The 4,622-nt window shown below is 70.4% G+C and carries 4 protein-coding genes; 1 reads left to right on the forward strand and 3 read right to left on the reverse strand.

What is annotated here, in order from left to right:
• Positions 1-909: EAL domain-containing protein (locus tag D7V88_RS39070; RefSeq protein WP_244238631.1), on the forward strand; the 909-nt coding region annotated here is incomplete at its 5' end.
• Here the strand turns inward: D7V88_RS39070 and D7V88_RS39075 are convergent.
• From D7V88_RS39075 to D7V88_RS39085, 3 genes are all read right to left on the reverse strand, one after another.
• Complete coding sequence (locus D7V88_RS39075) at positions 899-2,389, reverse strand: hypothetical protein (protein WP_120545610.1); 1,491 nt, start codon at positions 2,387-2,389, stop codon at positions 899-901. The genes D7V88_RS39070 and D7V88_RS39075 overlap by 11 nt on opposite strands.
• A gap of 81 nt (positions 2,390-2,470) precedes the next feature.
• Positions 2,471-3,796, reverse strand: a complete 1,326-nt coding sequence (locus D7V88_RS39080) for a flavin monoamine oxidase family protein (protein ID WP_158625257.1) — start codon at positions 3,794-3,796, stop codon at positions 2,471-2,473.
• A 101-nt stretch (positions 3,797-3,897) separates the two neighbouring features.
• Positions 3,898-4,536: a hypothetical protein gene (locus D7V88_RS39085; protein WP_120545612.1), complete on the reverse strand. Its 639-nt coding sequence runs from the start codon at positions 4,534-4,536 to the stop codon at positions 3,898-3,900.
• Positions 4,537-4,622 lie beyond the last annotated feature (86 nt).

Below are 4,622 nucleotides of genomic sequence, written 5' to 3' on the forward strand. Positions count from 1 at the left end.
GGGCAGGGGGACCTGGGGCGGCTGTCCGTGCTGCTGCCCAACGTGTTGACGGCGGAGGAGGTCCGGGGCACGCGGGCCCTCTTCGTTCCAGGGGACACGGAGCCGGGGATGGCGGACTTCCCGCGCGTGGACTCGCTGCAGCGCTTCACCATGCTCCAGCAGTCAGGGTGGCTGGTGGACATGCTGGCGGAGTCGCGGCTCACCTCGTTCTTCCAGCCCATCGTCCATGCGCAGGACACGTCCTTCGTGTTCGCGCACGAGGCGCTGATGCGCGGGCGCGACCGGGACGGTTCGCTGGTGTCGCCGGCGCGGATGTTGGACACGGCCCGGGAAGCGGACCTGTTGTTCCAACTGGATCTGGCCGCGCGCACCACCGCCATCCGCGAGGCGGTGCGGCACCAACTGCGCACGCACCTGTTCATCAACTTCACGCCCACGGCCATCTACGATCCGGCCTTCTGCCTGCGCTCCACGGTGGCGGCCATCCGCGAGGCGGGCATTCCGCCAGCGCACGTCGTCTTCGAGATCATCGAATCCGACCGGGCCGCGAACGCCGAACACCTGCGCTCCATCGTCGACTTCTACCGGGAGGCGGGCTTCAAGGTGGCGTTGGACGATTTGGGGGCGGGCTACTCGTCCCTGAACCTGCTCCACCAACTGCGTCCGGAGTACATGAAGCTGGACATGGAGCTGGTGCGCGGCGTCCACGCGGATCCCTACAAGGCGTCCATCGTGCAGAAGCTGCTGGAGATCGCCTGCCAACTGGGCATCCAGACGGTGGCCGAAGGCATCGAGACGCCCGAGGAACTCTCCTGGGTGCGCAGGCACGGCGTGGACTTCGTGCAGGGCTACCTCATCGCGAAGCCCTCGGCGGTGCCTGCGCAGGTCACCCCGCGCCTCAACGATTGAGCAGGACGTTGGACGAACCCGGCCGGTCCAGGGTCGCCGCGCGCATCAGGCGAAGCTCGTCGCCGGCCGTCTGAAGGGCGATGCGCGCGGCGTACACGTCCCGGCGCCCGGCGGCATCCCGGGCGAGTGCGATCTGCGCGCGGGCCCGCTCGGTGTAGACGACGACCATGCCCTGTCCGTCGGCTGAAGCCGTCTGACCCACGACGGAGAAGTCCTCGTCGGCGATGTTCAGGGCGTTGTCCACGGAGAGTTCGCCCTGCTCCAGCGCCTGATCCGCCGCGAGCATCCACTGGCCCGCGGACTGGATCCGCGCCAGTCGTTGCTGTCGGAACCGCTCGGCCTCGTAGGCGCGCTGTTCGTGCACATCCACCTGGGACTGCACGGCCTGGGTGCGCTCAGTGGCCACGGCGTCGCGTTCCTGCACCTCCTGCTCGAGTTCGGCGATGCGCTCACGGAGGCGCGTGAGTTCCTCGTTCGACTGGGCCGTGTTGGCATTCGCCGCGATGGCGGTCCCTGCCGGCGTGCCGGTCGCGGCCTGTGCCGACTGGGCTGGAGCCGCTGTGCCCGTAGCGGCTTGCGTTGACTGGGCCGGAGCCGTCGTGCCGGTCGCGGCCTGAGTCGACTGGGCCGGAGCCGCCGTGCCTGTCGTGGGCTGTTCCGACTGGACCGGCGCCGCCGTACCTGTCGCGGCTTGCGTTGATTGGACCGGGGCCGTCGTGGACGTACTGCTCGATTGATCTGGTGCGGGCGTGCCCGTCGAGGGCGCGAGGGTGGACGGGGGCACTGTCCCGGTGCCCGTCGTTCCGGACACACCGGATCCGCCAGTCGCGGTTTCCGGCGCGGCCTGACTCCCGGTCGTGGGCTCCTGCACCGTCACCTGCGACGAATCCACCGGGACGCCTCCCGTCCCTCCGACCGGCGCATTGGACGCAGGGCTCGTGGAGGTCGCACCCGTGTCCTCGGTCCCCCCGAAGCCCGGCTCAGCGGTGTTCGTGGGCTGGGAAGTAGGAGCCGCGCCCGCGGCTCCCGCGCCTGTCTCGGGCTGCCCCGCGGTGGTTCCCCCAACGGTCGACGAGGTACCCGCCGCGCCCGCGCCCCCCGTCCCCGTCTGTGCTTCCTGAGGCGCGGTCTCCTGGTCGGGCGACGCGGTGTCCAACGGCTGTGTTTCGAAGACCGTGGGAACGGGCGGAGGCACATAGGTCTGCGACTGCTGCGTGGCGACCTGTCCCGCGCTGACGGGCGGGCGGCCATCGGGCAGCAGCGGTGTGAGGGAGTAGCCTCCCTCTGCCAGATCCGTGGGTGTCTGGATGTATCCCTGCGGAGGGCGGGCGCCGTCGGCATCATCCGCCGCCTGCTCGTAGGCATCCTGGAGGGCTGCGGCGGCCGGGTCCCTCACGGACGGATCCTCCGGAGGCAGGGGCTCCACCTTCTGCGACTGTCCAAGGCTCAATCCCGCGACGATGGCGATCCAGAGGTGCATGCCTGGAAGATGTCCACGGGCGAACGCTTCCACATCACTCCCAGGGCTCCTCCGCCTGCCCGCCAGGAAGGCGACCCGGGCTCACGTCTTCCCGCGCCGGGCCAGCAGCTCGTCCGCGGCCCGCCGCCCGGTGTCGAGCGCCCCGTGCACGGTGCCTTCTTCGCCCCCGACGTGCGTGGCCTCGCCCGCGAAGAACAAGGTCCGGCCCACGGGCCGGGCCAGCGCGGCGACCGCATCCATGGCCCCCGTGGGAATGACGGCATAACCGCCGCGCGTGTACGGCTCGCGTTGCCAGTCCTGCACGTGCCACGCCTCCAGTTGTTCGTGGAGGTGCCGCACGGGCTGCCGGAACAACCGCGAGAGCCCCTGGAGCGCGCGCTCCAGCACCACCCGTTCGCTCAGCTTCGACAGCGCCAACGCGCCGGGCCCGCCACTCCAGCCCACCAGATACCGGGTGCGCCGGTGGGGCGACAGCGTCCACCAGGTGGGGAAGGCCGCCCCCGGGGCATGGAAGAACCCGAAGCGGGCGGTGTCCGCCTGCTCCCGCCAGAACGCCGTGCGGAAGCGCAGCAGCACCTTCACCAGGGGGCCCATCTCCAACCGGTTCCAGGCGCGTTCCTGCTCCCGGACGCGGGGCACGAAGCGGACGGCGCCAGGTGCCGGAGGACGGGCCCGCAGCACGCCCACCGGAAGTGTCACCACGGCCTGGCGGGCCTGGAATGTCCCGAGCGGAACCCCCTGCCGCGTCCGGGCCCGCACGCGAACCTGTCCCGGCTTCCAGCGCACCTCCTCGGCCACGGCGTTGAGCCACAGCGTGTCCGGCTTCGCGACCAGCTTCGCGGCCATCGCCCGCAGGACGCGGTCATAGCCCTCCAGTACGCGGGACGGCGTCGCACCGCCCGTGCTCGCGACGGACCGGTCCATCCGCGCGATGGCCAGCGTGCTCGCGATGTCCGGATCCGCGGCGTAGAAGCCCTCGACATAGGAGCGGGCCATCACGGTGACGAGGGGCGGCCACTTCCGAGCACGGGCCTGTTCCGTCACCCACGCGGTCATCGACCGGTCCGGAGGCTTCGCCGAGCTCAGGGCCTCCTGGAACGCGAAGGCCTCTTCCGCTTCCGCCAACGTCCCCCGCCACAGCAGCGCATGCCTGTCGTTGCAGGCCCCGACCGTCAGCCCCGCCTGCCGGATGCGCCGCAGGAGGGTGGGCGGCTTGCCGTGGACGAACTCGGCGCCCAGCTCCAGGGGCACGTCGCCCATCGGATCCCGCACTGTCGCCACGCGTCCCCCCACGCGGTCCCGGGCTTCCAGGACGATGACCCGCAGGCCCTCGCGCATCAACCGGACCGCCGAGGACAGCCCCGCCGCACCGGCCCCCAGGATGATGACGTCGGCCGTGCGGTCCATGCGGCTCCCGCTCCCACCATGGTGCATCCACCGTGAAAAACGTCCCGCGGCCCGCCGCGAGTCGGCGGGCCGCGAGCAGGGGAGAGGCACACGCGAAGGGACTAGTAGGTCTTCGGCGAACCGCTGGTGTCGTGCGTGCTGGAGCCGGTGTCCGGATTCAGGCTGGAGTCGCTGTCGGAGGCACCCGGGTCCATGGTGTGGTCATCCATGCCCGAGCCGCCCTTGCCCTCGTTGATGGACGGATCCGGCGACATCACGTCCGTGCCCGAGCCGCCCGTGCCCTGGCTCAGCGAGATGCGGGTCGCCACGTTCTTCTCGTCCTTCACCTGGAAGCTGGCGCGGATCTCCTGGCCTTCCTTCAGGCTCTTGGCGTTCTTCAGGCTCGGGTCGGTGAACTGGGTCTTGCTGTCGATGTCCAGGGGCACCACCGCGCCGTTCGCGCTGCTGATGAAGACCTTCTTGCTCTCGCTCTTGACGACCTTGCCCGTCAGCTCGTTCGCGCCGGTCATGCTCGACGAGTGGGCCGTGGAACCGGAGCCGCCCATGGCGTCGGTGCTCCCCATGGAGCCCTGCTGCTGGGAGCCCTGCATGGTGTCGCCGGACTCAATCCGTCCCGGACTTCCCTGGGCCGGCACGTTGGTGGAAGGCGGCTGAGAAGGCTGCACCACGCTGTCCTGGGCCAGGGCCACGCCAGAACCCAGCAACGCCACGGACGCAAAAACCCCAATGAGCTTCTTCATGGAATCTCTCCCGGAGGATGTGAGTGGGACGGGGCGACAGCCCCCGTTGGGAAAAAGCTAGGGGCGATGGGGGTGGGGGACAGGCC

The organism is Corallococcus terminator (genome assembly GCF_003611635.1).
Taxonomy (GTDB): domain Bacteria; phylum Myxococcota; class Myxococcia; order Myxococcales; family Myxococcaceae; genus Corallococcus; species Corallococcus terminator.